Origin of the sequence: Microbacterium sp. TNHR37B, assembly GCF_001620065.1 — a bacterium.
Lineage (GTDB): Bacteria > Actinomycetota > Actinomycetes > Actinomycetales > Microbacteriaceae > Microbacterium.
Window position 1 is genome coordinate 1,281,398 of record NZ_LQGV01000003.1, and the last position, 12,891, is coordinate 1,294,288.

Consider the following 12,891-nt stretch of genomic DNA (forward strand, 5'->3'; position numbering starts at 1 on the left):
TGTGAAAGCCGAGTCGCCTGACTGCGATTCGTGTGTCGCGTCGGCTATCGCGGGCGATGCCGCAGTCGATGTGGCTAGCACAGTCACGGCTGCCAACAATAAGGCTCCCCAGTCGCCCACTCGAGATTCTCTCACAACTTCCCCAATCTGTGGATCTCGGACGATATTGCCGAAGAACTGGGCGGCGGTCAAATCGCAGCACTCAGTACCCTCATGATGCCGCTCGCGACTTCATGATGACGAGTTGAATGACGATTCTGACTATCGAGGTTTGGTGCCCGGGTCGGTGTGTGAGCCGGTAGGCGAGGGTGCAGTGCCTTCGCCCGCCCGTCGACGCTCGCCGTCAGATGAGGGAGCGCGCCGTCTGCAGCGTCAGTTCCGGCAGGCCGGTCGTGTCGAGCGTGGGGGAGAACCCGAACGGTGCTGCAAGGGCGCTCGCGAAGTTCACGTCACCGCCCTCGATCCGCAGTCGTGCGCCCACTCTCTCGTCGGCGCGGTAGAGGTCGGGATGGTGAGCCAGGGCGTCGTCGACGATCGTGGCGCCGAGCGGGGTGAGCCGTCCGAAGTAGTGGTGGCCGTTGCGCTCCAGGTGCGTGAGGCCCATCGCCGAGGCCACGACGAGGTCGTGCGACACGGTGAGCGGCGGCAGCGTCGAGAGGTCTTCGGCGGTCATGAGCCGGGTGCGCCCGTCGACTGCCGTCCGGTGGGCGGTGAGCACAGCGTTGGCAAGACCGCGGAACACGCCCTTGCACCCCTTGTAGGTGCCCCCGGCGTATCCGAGGTCGAGCGCTCGTCGGACGGCGCCCACATCGGCGTCGGACTCGTCGATGATCACTGCGATCCCGTCGGCGGTGAGGCGACCGAGCGTGTCGGCCAGGGCCGGGTCGAGGGCGACATCACGGTGCACCGGCTGTTCCACGGCGATGAGGCTCTCGCGCAGGCGCGGCCCGACCTCGGGGTCCGACCAGAGGTCGCCGATCCAGCGCTCCAGGTGGGCGCCGTCGCGCATCGACTCGTTGCCGTCGATCGTGAGTTGCGGAGTGACGGCGGCGGCGTCGCATACCCGGAAGATGCCCGCGAGGCGCACGCGATCGGCCGCCGGGTCGCCCGCGGTCTTGATCTTGAGGAATCGCACGCCCGTCTCACGCAACACGCCTTCCAGGCTCACCGGAAGGCCGTCCTGCGGCGGATCGACGCACTCCGCGTCGGTGAGCGCGTCGGCGAACCCCACCGTGTGGCGCACCGCGAGGCGCGACGCGGGGGCGCCGGGAAGGTGGGCTCGCCAGTCCGAGCTGCTCAGCTCAGGATGGAGGTCGGCGGGCGAGAACCCGAGCGTGCCGTCGTGCAGCGCCTCGACGAACGGACGCCCCGCGGCCCGGCACACCGCGTCGATCACGGCGCGCTCCACCAGGGCGGTTCCGAGCCCCGCAAGGAGCCCCGGCACGCCGTCGGCGGCGGCCCACGCCGACTGTCGCGCGTCCAGCTGGCGCCACAGGTCGAACGCGGTCTCGCCGCGGAGCCCTCGTGCGGCGTCGAGAGCATGGAGCACGACGCCCACGAGGCCGTCGAGGTCGTCGGAGAACGACGTCGTGGCGTCCTTCGTGAACCACTTGGGGGGCAGCTGCTCCGACGCCCAGCCGGTCACCGGTTCGGCACCGTCGATGCGCAGAGCCACCTCCACGACGGTGTGCGGCGCGACGGTCATCTCGGCGATTCCGTAGCGGAACGGAAGGCGGGTCTGCACCCGCACCACCCGCGCCTGCGCGGAGACGAGCTCGATCATTCGTGGTCCTTCCTGATCAGACGCAGCGTAGCGAGCTGGAACGGCCGGAACTCCAGCGGGATTCCGCTAGAGCCAAGCTCGTCGCGGACGACGCGTGGCTCGATCGGACGCTCCAGCAGATCGGTCTCGGTCACCAGGGTCACGGCGAAGTCGGTCGTCAGCGCGCCCCGAGAGCGGCGGCCCCACGCCTCGTACAGGCGCACGATCACGTCGCCGCTGCCGTCGTCGGCGAGTTTGAGCGCTTCGACCATCACCCCGGGAGCCGTCACCCGCACGAGGGGTTCGATCGGCACCGCGGCGGCGCCCGGCACCTCGCGGAGCGGCACGTTCAGGCGGTACCCCTCGGCGACGGCCTCCGGAATGCCGGCGCCGGGGCGCAGCGAGAACCGCATGCGGTGGCGTCCGCGGTCAGACGTCGGATCGGGATACCGCGGAGCGCGGGCCAGGGAGATCCCCACCACGGTCGCCGGCGTCCCGGCGAACGTCTCGCGGGTGACGTCGTAGCCGTAGGTCGCCTCGTTCGCGAGCGCGACGCCGTATCCCGGCTCGCCGACGTGCAGCCACCGGTGCGCCACGACCTCGAACCGGGCCTCCTCCCAACTGGTGTTGGTGTGGGTCGCGCGGCGAAGGTGACCATACGCCACTTCGAAGGTCGCCTCGTCGGTGTGCACGTCGAGCGGCAGGAACAGCTTCAGCACCTTCTGGTCCTCGTGCCAGTCGAGGTCGACCGCGATCTCCATCCGCGGCTCGCCGCGGCGGAGCGTGTAGTCGATCGCGATCGTCGATGCCTCCGTGCGTCGGCGCACGCGGACGGTCGCGGTGTCGGCACCGGCCTCGACGATCTCCACCTGCACCCCCGGGCGCAACGGCGCGGGCCGGGAACGATAGTGGGCGTCGAGATCCCATGCGTCCCACGTCGTGGGGGTGTCGTGGAAGAGGCGCAGGCGCCCCGCGGTGGCGCCCGCGGGAATCAGCTCGCGAGCGGCGCGGAGGTCACGGAGGGAGGAGATCTCCCCGTCGGCGGAGACGGAGACGCGGAGGAGCCCATTGTCGATCACCGCCCCGTCGCCCTCGGCCCCGGCGAGCACGGCGGGCGCGCTCGACTCCGCCACCGGCACGCCGCCGCCCAGCGCGGGGATCCCGGCCTCGGTCAGCGGGGACGCGTTGACGGCGACGACCGCCGGCTCCCCCGACGCATCCGCCGGGATCGCGGAGCGCAATGCCGTCGCGATGAGGTCGTCGAGCTCGGCCTCGATCCGGGCGTACGCCTCTTGCGCTTCGTGATGCACCCAGGTGATCGACGACCCGGGCAGGATGTCGTGGAACTGCAGCAGGAGCACGTCCCGCCAGAGCCGGCGCAGCGCGTCGTGCGGGTACGCCGCACCTGCCCGCACCGCGGCCACGGTCGCCCACAGCTCGGCCTCCCGCAGCAGGCGTTCGGCCGTGCGGTTGCCGCGTTTGAGGGCGATCTGCGTCGTGGCGACGCCGCGGTGCCGTTCGAGGTAGAGCTCTCCCACCCACACGGGAGGATCCGAGAGGTCGGCGATCGCCTCGTCGAAGAAGCGCGCCGGCGTCGACGGGATGACGCGGGGGCTCCCCTCCAGGTCGGCGTAGCGGGCGACCGAGGCGAGCATCTCCTCCGTGGGGCCGCCCCCGCCGTCGCCCCACCCGAAGGGAAGGAGCGACACGTTCGTGGCGCCCTTGTCGGCGAACTGCCGCTCCGCCTTGCGCAGGTCGAACGCCGACACCTCGGCGTGGTACGTGTCGGCCGACGGGAAGTGCGTGAACAGCCGCGTGCCGTCGATGCCCTCCCACAGGAAGCTGTGGTGAGGGAAGGTGTTGGTCTCGTTCCAGGAGATCTTCTGGGTGAGGAAGTACCGCGCTCCCGCCGCCGCGGCGATCTGCGGCAGCCCGCCGCTGTAGCCGAAGGAATCGGGGATCCAGACATCCTCGGTCTCCACCCCGAACTCCTCGAGGAAGAAGCGCTTGCCCTCGATCAGTTGCCGGGCGAGCGACTCGCCGCTGGGCAGATTGCAGTCCGGCTCGATCCACTGGCCACCGGTGGGGATGAACCGTCCCTCGGCCACCCGCTCGGCCACCCGCGCGTACAGGTCGGGGTAGTCCTCCTTCACCCAGGCGAACTGCTGGGCCGACGTCGCGGCGAAGGAGAACCCGGGGTCGGCGTCCATGAGGGCGAGCACGTTCGCGAAGGAGCGGGCGACCTTGCGCCGGGTCTCCCGCAGCGGCCACAGCCAGGCGCTGTCGATGTGGGCGTGCCCGACGGCATGGATCCGATGCGCCGAGGCGTGCGCCGGACGCGCGAGCACCTCCGCGAGCTCGCCGCGGGCCGACCCGGCCGACCCCGCGACGTCGCCGGGGTCGATCCGGTCGAGGGCGCGCTCGATCGCCGTCAGGACCTCCTCCCGGCGGGCGTCGGCGTCGGCCGCCTCCGCGACGAGGCCGGTGAGGGCCTGCAGGTCGCGCAGCAGCTCCGTGGTGGGAAGGTGCCGGCGGGCGAGCTCGATCCGCCCCCACCGGTAGAGCGGGTCATCGCCGGCGGTGGCGCGGTCGCCGAGGGAGGTGGGAAGGAAGCGGAAGTGCTGGGCGACGTCGGGATTCGCGGCCGCTTCGATGAAGTAGACGAACTCCTCACCCGGGCCCTCCGGCAGCACGAACACGCGCTGGGCGGGTTCGATGCCCTTGACGGGGCGCCCGTCGGCGGTCCAGATGAGCGCCTCGCTCTGGAAGCCCGGGCGCCAGTCGAGGAACCCGAGGTCGATGCTGAGTTCCGTGCGGTGCTCGGCGTCGCCTTCCCACTCCTCCGGCACGCGTCCCGAGACGCGTAGCCAGGCCGTGCTCCACGGCGCGCCCCACGCGTCTCCGGTGCGCGCGGGCGTGTACTCCTGCTCCACCGCGACGGGGAACGGCAAGGGTTCGGTCGTGGCCCACACGGCGAGGCTGAGCGGCACGGTGTCGAGGTGGACCGCGGGGAGGAGGTCGTCCCGCACCGCCCGGGCAGCACGGGCGAGCACGCGGTCACGTCGGTCGAGCATGAAGGTCCTTTCGAGGAGGGAAGCGCCGGGGGTGGCGGAGGGTCAGCGGCGCGCGGTCCGGAGCGGCGCCGGAACGTCGCGTCCGTAGCGGTCGAGGGCGACGGCGAGGATGCCGAACTGCTCGGTGAGCTGGCCCTCGTAACCGCACGTCGCCCCGTCCCAGTACCGCCAGTCCACGCCGGTCTGCGATCCGCCGAACGCGGTCCCGTCGGCGAGCGTCTCGCACAGGGGCGTCAGGAGCGATTCCGCCTCCGCGGCCATCCCGACCCGGAACAGCGCCGCGACGAAGTGGCGCGACTGCGAGTGCGAGAGGGCGCCGTTGAGGTAGAACCCGTGGGGGAAGCCCTGCATGGGAGCGGTGAGGTCGGCGTCGGGGATCGACCACAGGTTGTTGGGCAGCCCCCACCGCGCATCGGGCGCGCCGCAGCGCTGGTATTCGTCCCAGAGGGCGGCGATCACGGCGCGCTCGCGTTCGGGTGACAGCACGCCGCTCGTCGCCACGATCGCATTGACCGCCAGGAACGCGTGATCGTGGAGCGCACCGTCGGCCGACCGCCACCCGGCGATCCACCCGGTGTCGGGGTTGTGGAAGGCGGGCAGGAACGCCCGCTGCAGCCGCGTCGCCCATTCCGTCAGCCCGTCGGCGAGGTCGCCGGCTCCGAGCCGCGGCAGCGAGACGGCGAGGAGGCGCAGGGTGCGGAAGAGGAGGGCGTTCACGTAGGCGTCCTTCCAGCCGAACGAGACGACGTCGTACCAGTTGGTGCTCCAGTCGTGCTCGCCGCTGACGCCACGGCGGTGGGGGCTCTCGATGAGGCCGTCGCCGTCGAGATCCCGTGCCGCGAGTGCGTCGAGGTGGGCGCGGAGGCGCGGCCGGTAGGCATCGACCCAGGCGGCGTCGTCGGATCCCTCGAGATACTCGGCCAGTCCCAGCAGCGTTCCCACTCCCGAGATCAGGTACTCGTCCTCCGCCGGGCGCAGCACCGGACCGTCCCGGAGGGTGCCGCTGGCGTAGCCGGGGCCACCGTCGAGCCAGCGTTCCAGGGAGTCGCGGAGCATCGCGCGCGTGTCGATCCCCGGGGCGACCTCGCCGCAGCGCACGGCGAGGGCCGACCAGGTGTCCATGCTCATGGGGCAGTGGATCGAGACGCTGTTGTTGCTGTACGTGCCCGTATCGGCGCGGTACGACAGTCCCGTCAGTGCGGTGCGGCGGATCGCGCGCGCGATCGGCTCCGGAGCCTCTTCGCGGGCCTCGACGCCCGTGTCGGTGACGCGCCACGACATCCGGGCGTGGAAGGTGCCCTCGGCCAGCACGACGGTGCCGCGATCGGTGGGCTCCTCGCCGAGCTTCAGTTCGCCCAGCAGCCAGCCGTTGCCGCGATCGGCATCGGAGCGCCACGCGGCATCGGTGCTGTCGCCCGTGACGTGGAACGAGCCATGCCCGGGGACATGAAGGAGGAGAGGGAGGTCGAGAAGGCCGGTCCGGCCGATACGACGCACCGTCCCGAGAGTCGTCGTGGCGGCCACACCGGGATCGAGCGCCGTCTGCCAGAGGGCGCTCTCCCAGGCCTCGATCGCGCGGCCGGACGTGCGGGTCGCGTCCAGCTCGAGCCCCTCGGGGGTCATCGTCCACGCCAGGCGCAGGCGCTGCCCGGCGTCGGGGATCGTGAGGTCGTAGGTGACGGTGGCGCCCGTCACCCGCACCTCTCCATCGACCCGGCAGCGCAGGGCGGGCCCGACGAGCGACGACCCGCCGACCGGGTGCAGCATGACACCCTGCAGGTTCACTCCCGGGCGGTGCAGGAGCAGGTCGCGATCGACGCGGCCGTGGCCCTCGTCGTCGACGGCGAGGAAGCTGAACCCGGCGCGACCGAGGGAGAAGCCGACGGCGTACCGGTCGGTGGCAAAGCGCACCTCCCCCCGATCGGCTTCGGCGGAGACGCCGTCGGGAAGACCCGACAGATCCACGCCCGCGTTCCGCAGTCGCGCCTCTCCCTGGGTCGGGGCGACAGGGTCGTCGCCGAGCAGTTCGAACGCGTCGTCGGCGAGGTTCCATGGCGTCCACGGCCCATCGAGTGCGCTCCGACGCACCTCGATCACCGCGGCGGAGGTCTCCACCCCGCCGAGGTCGAACTCCACCGGCGGCGCGGACCCGTCCACGGGCACGGGCAGGTCGGCGACGTCGAGCAGCGTCGTCCATCCGGCGCCGGTGAGAGCCCGGAGGCGGATTGCCGTCACCGCGTCCCACTGATCCTCGCTCCCGCACTTGTGATAGCCGCGCCCGGGTCGCACCCGCAGCGTCCGCAGGGCCGTGGGCGCGGGGAGCCGCAGCGTGCGGGCATGGACGATCCGGCGCCCGACGAGCGCGTCGGAGGGCTCGCCGTCGGCCCAGATCGCGACCGTGACGCCGGAGCGATTACGAAATCCCATGCCGCCCAGCGGCGGCGGGCGTTCGATCAGGGAGAGCAGGTCGACGGTGGCGGTCATCGGGCATCCGTGGGTCTGTCGGGCACAGCGGTGTGCGGAGGAGCGCACGAACAATTCATGCGCAATCGATTTTTCACGATGGTAGCGCACGACGCCCGACCGCGCCACGGGCACGCTGTGCCGCCGCGTCAGTCCCGCGGACGCAGAACGAGACGCCCCGCACCGGGCCGGATGTCAGAGACACGCAGCCCGAGCGGGGCGATCGGTGGGTCACGCGGGCAGGAGGCGCCCGCGGCGGTTACGTGAGGAGACTGATGGCGAGCCGGATGGAGAGGGCGACAACCGACACGAGTCCGATAACCCCCATGACGTTCTGCCACCAGCGGTTGCGGAGGCTTCCCATGAGGGCGCGGTTGTTCGCCATGATGAGGATGAGTGTCGCCAGGATCGGGGCGAACAGAACGGTCAGGGCCTGCGCGATGACGATCAGCTCCACCGGAGACGATCCCGAGAAGATCAACGTGATGGCGAGCCCGAAGGCCAGGATGAAGGCGCTGCCGAGACGAGCCGTCTTCGTGTCCGCTGACCCGCCGCGTCCGAGGGCGTCGGAGATCATCGTTCCGCCGGCCACGCAGTTCGGGATCATCGACGAGAAGGCGGCGCCGAAGAACCCCAGGGCGAAGATCCACGCGCCGACCGGGCCCGCGATGGGCTCGAAGATCCGCGCCAGACCGCCGAAGGCCCCGGGGGCGTCCGTGCCGGTCGCGTGGAGGACGGCCGCAGCGACGACGATGACGAGGGCGGTCATGATCCCCGGTGCGATGATGCCGGGAATCGTGTCGACGATCGTGATGTCGCGATAGTCCGCCTCGGTACGACGCCGGGCCTTGGTGCCGTAAGAGGCGTAGAAGGCCGCGTTGATGGAGAAGTTCGTGCCGACGAGCCCGATGATCAGCAGCCACGCACCGTCCGGCACGACCGGGACGAGTCCGGCGCCGGCGGCCGCCCAATCCGGATTGGCGGCGAAGGCCGAAACGATGAAGCACACGGCCATGAGCGCGACGATGACGATGAGCGCCTTCTCGACCACGCGGTAGATGCCCTTGAGGAGCAGGATCGTGGCGACGGCGGCGGAGCAGATGATGGTCCACATCACGGGGGACGTGCCCGGGATCAGCATCGACAGGCCGACGCCAGAGCCGACTGCGTTGCCCACCGAGAAGCAGAGCGTGATGAGGAAGACGCCAACGCCGGCGACCACGCCGACCCAGCCGCCGAGGGTCTCCTTGATCGAGGCGATGAGGGACACCGGAGTCCGGATCCCGAGCCGCACGCTCATGTCGGTGAGGAACACCATGAGGATCGTCGAGACGATGATGACCCAGATCAGGGTGTAGCCGTAGAGCGCGCCGGCGTTCATCGCCGTGGTCAGGTTGCCGGGGCCGAACTGCCAGGCGCCCGCGACGAATGCGGGTCCGATGAGAGTGAGCTGTCGCCAGAAGGAGCGACGACGGTGACGGGACTCGACGATGGACCTCACTGTCTCAGTCGAGATGCGCCCGTGTCCAGTGGCAGGCGTGGCGGGTGGTCGGGTGGCGGAGGGGCGGTCGGTGCTCATGGTTCTCCTTCGTTGGAGGGCGGCGATGCCGCGTCGTCGTCATTGACAGGGGGCGGTGCTCCGAGGGTGAGAACCGCGAGAGCCGGGCGGGGCGTCCGCGACACGCCCCGCCCGGAAGTGGATCACGCCGGGACCGTGACCGTGCCGAGCTCGGCCGAGGCAAAGGCGGCGGCGATCTCAGCGTCGGCTCCGGGCTCCAGCGGCAGGAGCGGCGTGCGGACCGTCGCGTGGTCGAGGATGCCGCGGTTGACGAGGCCCCACTTGAGGGCGACCGTGCCCTCCATGTGCGATCCGCGGTGGTACACGGCCTTGGTGACGGGCAGCAGACGCTCATGGATCGCGTGGGCGGCAGCGTAGTCGCGCCGCTTCCCCGCCTTGATGAGCTCGATCAGCAGTTCCGGCGCGATGTTGCCGTAGCCGACCAGCAGGCCGTCCACGTCGAACATCGTCGGCAGCAGGTACTCGTCATGACACGACAGGATCTGCAGTTCCGGGTAGGCGGCCCGCAGGGCGGGGATCTCGGTGTACCACCGCCGCATGTTGCGGACACCGTTCTTGGTGTGGTTGACCCCCTCCTGCCCCGCGATCTCGAGCTGGGTGTCGAGGTCGTAGGAAGCCTTGGTGTTGTCGGGGTACTGGAACAGGATCTCCTCCAGGCCGGACTCCTCCCAGATCGCGCGGTAGCGGGTCTGCGGTGCGCCGGACTGGAAACCGAAGCGCAGCCAACCGTGCGAGGGGTAGACGAGCGCCCCCTTCGCACCGGCGTCGGCGGCCGCCTTGGCCTCTTTGGCGGCGGTGAGGTTTCCTTCCTTCGTGATGCCGGCGATGATCGGCAGCCGGTCATCGACCGAGTCGCGGAAGGCGCGGATGACGTCGAGCTGCTCCTCCTCGGTGAGGAAGGTGCCTTCACCGGCGTGACCGAGCACGACGAGGCTCTTCACGCCGTCGAGCGAGCCGAGCCAGGATCCCAGTCGCTGGATCGCTGCGTAGTCGACGTCACCGTCTTCCGTGAAAGGGGTGACGGGGGCGGGGTTGAGGCCGCGGAGGTCGAGGACCATGGGAGGCTCCTTCTCTTCGTCGAGATCCACCGAACTGAGAACGTTGGCGGGAACGTTTGCATTAACGTTTGCAAGTATTGTGGGGACATGAGTTCCTGTCAACCCCTTCGCGGCTCGCAGGATCCGGTGCCGTCTCCGGGTCTGGCTAGACTGTGCGCGGCGACGGGGAGGGCGCATCGATGAGCACACCGCACGCGGGGCCGGGATCGCGCCATCGCGACGGGGGGCCGGTGACCCTGCGGGAGGTCGCCGAGGTGGCAGGGGTGAGCATCTCCACCGTGAGCAGGATCCTCGACGAGCGCACACCGCCGTCGAAGTCGGCGACCGCGCAACGCGTGCGCGCCGTCGCCGACGAGCTGGGATACCGCCGGAACGTCTTCGCCTCCAACCTCCGGCGGGGTGCGACGGGCACAGTCGGGGTCCTCGTTCCCCGACTGACCGACGCGGTGATGGCGATGATGTTCGAGGCGATCGAGCGCGTCGCTCGTCAGCGCGGCTACTTCGCCGTCGTCGCGACCTGCGGCGACGACCCCGACGCGGAACGCCGCGCCACCGAGACGCTGCTCGATCGCGGCGTGGACGGGCTGATCCTGGCCACCGCGCGACTCGACGACGAGCTCCCCGCTTCGCTCCGCTCGCGCGGGGTGCCGCACGTCCTCGCGCTGCGCACCGACCGCGTGAGTCCGTCATCGCTCGGCGACGACGAGACCGGCGGATACCTCGCGCTCAGGCACCTGCTCGACCTCGGCCATCGCGACATCGGCGTCATCACAGGCCCATGGTTCACCTCCAGCGGCCGCGATCGTCGCGCGGGCGCGGCCCGTGCCGCGGCCGAAGCGGGAGTGGCGCTCGCCGACGACCGCATCCTCGCCGTCGGGTACGGGCTGCAGCACGGCATCGACGCCGGGCGCCAGCTGCTCGAGGGGGACTCGCGGCCCACGGCCATTTTCGCCGCCAACGACAACCTGGCCGTCGGGGTGCTGAGCGTCGCTTACTCCCTGGGCATCCGTGTCGGCGAAGAGCTCTCGATTGTCGGGTACAACGACATCCCACTCGTCGCGCAGCTACCCGTGCCGCTGACCTCCGTACACACCCCGTTCGATCAGATCGCGGCTAACGCCGTCGAGCTCCTGCTCGGAGAGAGTTCAACGCAGACGCTGGTCGCGCTACCGTCGCTCATCCCGCGCCAGTCCACCGCTCCGCACCGACCGGGGCAGGCGCCCGCGAACGTCCGCTAAGCGGGAAGCGCGTCGGTGAGACGGACGATCTCCACGCCGGCGTCGTCGAGGCGTCGCCGCACGGCGGGCGAGGTCACCAGCTCCAGGTCGCGCGCCCGGATGATCGAGTAGCTGCTGAGGTCGAGGATCTCCGCATCCACGTAACCGGGATGCACGATCAACAGGCTCACCTCGTGCGAGAGGATCGTCGGCAGCAGCCGGTCGATGGCCCCCACCGCGTCGGCGCGGGCCTGATCGTCGAGCGGGAAGGGCTTGGCGTACCAGTCGTTGGGCAGGAGCGGCAGGCCGCCCGTGCGGTACAGGTCGTCGACGAAGGGCACACCCAGGTCGGCCGCCGCGCGACGGACCACCTCGTCGGAGACGGGGGAGACGAGCGAGTGGTGGTGCACGTAGGCGGGCGGGCGGCCCATGAGCCCGAAGAACCGCTCGATCTGCGCGGCGGCTTCGGCGGCCGTCTGTTCCGGGTCGAAGGGCTCCTCGGCGAACTCGGTGTAGACGGCGTCGCCGCCCACGACGCGATACGCCTCCCGGATCTCTCCGGACGAGCGGAAGCGCCCCGACTCGGTCACGAGACCCGGCACCTCCGTGGCGGGAAGCAGCGGAAACCCCGTCACGAAGTTCACATCGATCCCGACATCCACGCCATCGAGCTCCCTGAGCCGCTGCGCGGCGAACTCCGCATCGGGACAGTTGGTGAACATGCCGGTGGCGCGGACGATCCCGTCGGAGATCGCATCGAGGATCCCGAGAGTCGTCCCGTGGGTGATGGCGATGTCGTCGGCTTGGACGATGAGGGCGGTCATGGCTGTCTCACTTCTCGGGTGCGGGTGCGGGTGCGGGTGCGGGTGCGGTGGTGCCGGCTTCGGCGTCGCGACGCTGTTCGTCGCGCAGGGTGATCAGGTGCAGGAGCAGGTAGATCTTCTCCTCGTCGGTCACCCCCGCCTCGAAGGTGGAGTCCAGGTATGCGCCCATGCGTTCCGCGCACGCGTAGAGGTCGGCGTTGTCGGCGATGAGAGCCGCGTAGTACTCGTCGGCGGCGCCGTGGTGGACGCGGTGCCGGGTCAGGCGCTGCACGACGAACTTGATGTGCGTGAGAAAGCGCGCGCTCGCCGTCGTCGATCCGTCGACCTCGATGCCGAGGTCTTCGCGCACGATGTCGATGAGCGCGCGGATCGTCGTCCCGAGGGTCATCGCGCGGCCGGGATCGCCCACGAGGCCGGCGTTGACGAGGTGCAGCGTGATGAAGCCGGCCTCGTCGAGGGGGAGCTTGCGACCGAGCTCGGCATGGATGACGTCGAGGGCGTGGAGGGCGATCGCGAACTCGTTCGGGTAGGTCATCTTCGTCTCCCACAACATCGAGTTGTAGAGCGGGATGCCGTCGTCGATACGCCGGATGGACTGCGCGATGTGGTCGGCAAGCCCCACCTCCACGGGCGAGGGGAGCTCGATGCCGTAGGTCTTCGACAGCATCTCCGACACGCGGGTCGTGGCGTGGAGCACGGGGTAGGGCACCTCCAGCAGCACGCGGAATGCGCCGCTGCGGCCGACGCCGGTGAGGTGGAACTCCCGCTCGACGCGGGACTCGTCGACCGGCTTGCCCTTGCTCGTGAGGTAGCCGACGCCGGCTCCCACGAGGATGACGTCCTCGCCGTCGGCGTCGACGGCGTTGACGATGTTGTTGTTGAAGATCTTCGTGATGGTGCGCATGAGACTCTCG

8 protein-coding genes are annotated in these 12,891 nt (G+C 70.4%); 1 reads left to right on the plus strand and 7 read right to left on the minus strand.

The window, feature by feature from the left end:
- Positions 1-343: 343 nt before the first annotated feature.
- From AVP41_RS13970 to AVP41_RS13990, 5 genes are all read right to left on the minus strand, one after another.
- Positions 344-1,783, minus strand: a complete 1,440-nt coding sequence (locus tag AVP41_RS13970; protein WP_067165586.1) for a hypothetical protein — start codon at positions 1,781-1,783, stop codon at positions 344-346.
- Complete coding sequence (locus tag AVP41_RS13975; RefSeq protein WP_067165590.1) at positions 1,780-4,836, minus strand: alpha-mannosidase; 3,057 nt, start codon at positions 4,834-4,836, stop codon at positions 1,780-1,782. The genes AVP41_RS13970 and AVP41_RS13975 overlap by 4 nt, the downstream gene beginning before the upstream one ends.
- 42 nt (positions 4,837-4,878) lie before the next feature.
- Positions 4,879-7,320, minus strand: a complete 2,442-nt coding sequence (locus tag AVP41_RS13980) for a hypothetical protein (RefSeq protein WP_067165593.1) — start codon at positions 7,318-7,320, stop codon at positions 4,879-4,881.
- 238 nt (positions 7,321-7,558) lie between these two features.
- The gene (locus tag AVP41_RS13985; RefSeq protein WP_231902763.1) at positions 7,559-8,800 is read right to left on the minus strand and encodes an Nramp family divalent metal transporter; all 1,242 of its coding nucleotides are present in this window, start codon (positions 8,798-8,800) and stop codon (positions 7,559-7,561) included.
- A 200-nt stretch (positions 8,801-9,000) separates the two neighbouring features.
- On the minus strand, positions 9,001-9,936 hold the full coding sequence (locus tag AVP41_RS13990) for a dihydrodipicolinate synthase family protein (protein ID WP_067165596.1): 936 nt from the start codon (positions 9,934-9,936) through the stop codon (positions 9,001-9,003).
- A 179-nt stretch (positions 9,937-10,115) separates the two neighbouring features.
- Between AVP41_RS13990 and AVP41_RS13995 the strand changes: the two genes are divergently transcribed.
- Complete coding sequence (locus AVP41_RS13995) at positions 10,116-11,174, plus strand: LacI family DNA-binding transcriptional regulator (RefSeq protein ID WP_067166049.1); 1,059 nt, start codon at positions 10,116-10,118, stop codon at positions 11,172-11,174.
- Here AVP41_RS13995 and AVP41_RS14000 read toward each other — a convergent pair.
- Positions 11,171-11,977: a ChbG/HpnK family deacetylase gene (locus tag AVP41_RS14000; RefSeq protein ID WP_067165599.1), complete on the minus strand. Its 807-nt coding sequence runs from the start codon at positions 11,975-11,977 to the stop codon at positions 11,171-11,173. The genes AVP41_RS13995 and AVP41_RS14000 overlap by 4 nt on opposite strands.
- A 7-nt stretch (positions 11,978-11,984) precedes the next feature.
- Complete coding sequence (locus AVP41_RS14005) at positions 11,985-12,881, minus strand: PRD domain-containing protein (protein WP_067165603.1); 897 nt, start codon at positions 12,879-12,881, stop codon at positions 11,985-11,987.
- Positions 12,882-12,891 lie beyond the last annotated feature (10 nt).

Bases quoted from the DNA above. Each gene is read 5' to 3' on its own strand.
- AVP41_RS13970 (WP_067165586.1), bottom strand. From the start codon at position 1,783: ATGATCGAGCTCGTCTCCGCGCAGGCGCGGGTGGTGCGGGTGCAGACC.
- AVP41_RS13975 (WP_067165590.1), bottom strand. From the start codon at position 4,836: ATGCTCGACCGACGTGACCGCGTGCTCGCCCGTGCTGCCCGGGCGGTG.
- AVP41_RS13980 (WP_067165593.1), bottom strand. From the start codon at position 7,320: ATGACCGCCACCGTCGACCTGCTCTCCCTGATCGAACGCCCGCCGCCG.
- AVP41_RS13990 (WP_067165596.1), bottom strand. From the start codon at position 9,936: ATGGTCCTCGACCTCCGCGGCCTCAACCCCGCCCCCGTCACCCCTTTC.
- AVP41_RS13995 (WP_067166049.1), top strand. From the start codon at position 10,116: ATGAGCACACCGCACGCGGGGCCGGGATCGCGCCATCGCGACGGGGGG.
- AVP41_RS14000 (WP_067165599.1), bottom strand. From the start codon at position 11,977: ATGACCGCCCTCATCGTCCAAGCCGACGACATCGCCATCACCCACGGG.
- AVP41_RS14005 (WP_067165603.1), bottom strand. From the start codon at position 12,881: ATGCGCACCATCACGAAGATCTTCAACAACAACATCGTCAACGCCGTC.